Source organism: Bacillus coahuilensis m4-4 (assembly GCF_000171615.1).
In the GTDB taxonomy this organism is placed as follows: domain Bacteria; phylum Bacillota; class Bacilli; order Bacillales; family Bacillaceae_K; genus Bacillus_T; species Bacillus_T coahuilensis.
This window is the reverse complement of record NZ_ABFU01000119.1, coordinates 1-839: the sequence shown is the minus strand read 5'-3', so window position 1 is coordinate 839 and position 839 is coordinate 1. Positions and strand designations below refer to the sequence as shown.

General features: G+C 66.6%; 1 protein-coding gene. It reads right to left on the bottom strand.

Going from position 1 to position 839, the window contains the following annotated elements:
- The coding region (locus M44_RS24460; RefSeq protein WP_040365530.1) for an HAD-IC family P-type ATPase at positions 1-839 on the bottom strand (839 nt) is incomplete at both ends.

Genomic DNA, 839 nt, shown 5'->3' with positions numbered 1-839 from the left:
TTGACGCCGCGATCCTGCAGCGCTTGTGACGGCAGCAAGGGACTCTTCGCGGACGCGGTTTTCAAGTCGCAGCGCACCGATAACCCGACCGTCCCGAAGCACGTGCAGCACAGACGCGCCGCGGGCAATCCACTCCTGCACCGCAGGGCTGATCTCGGCCGGCGAGGCCACCCCGAGGTCCCTGAGAAGGTTCGGACCGCCAACAGCCACCTCGGAACCCTCAACGATTGCGCGCACACCACGCCCGGTCATCGAGGAGAAACCTGTCCCCCGGTAACCGAAAGCCGCAGCTTCCGGGCGTTGGGTTGCCGCCTGGACGATTGCCCGCGCGACCGGGTGCTCGCTGTCAGATTCAGCGGCTGCAGCGATTGCGAGGACTTCTGCCTCGCCGAAGTCACCGGCAGCAGCAACAGCAGTGACGGCAGGATGTCCTTCGGTAAGGGTGCCGGTCTTGTCGAAGAGCACCACATCGACGGTCCTCATCCGCTCGAGCGCCATCCGGTCCTTGATGAGGACCCCGCCCTTGGCGGCCCGTTCCGTCGAGATGGCGATCACCAGCGGGATCGCCCACCCCAAGGCATGGGGGCAGGCAATCACCAACACCGTTACGGTCCGGATCACAGCATCATTCGGACTTCCCAGCAGCAGCCACGCCGCGAACGTCAGTACACCCGCCACGAGGGCGAAGTAGAACAGCAGTGCCGCTGCCCGATCGGCAAGGGCCTGCGCCCTGGACGAGGACGCCTGCGCCTCCGCGACGACCCGCTGAATGCCCGCCAGCGTGGTGTCCGAGCCCACCGCTGTGACCGACACCCGCACCGCGTTGTCCGTCGCCACCT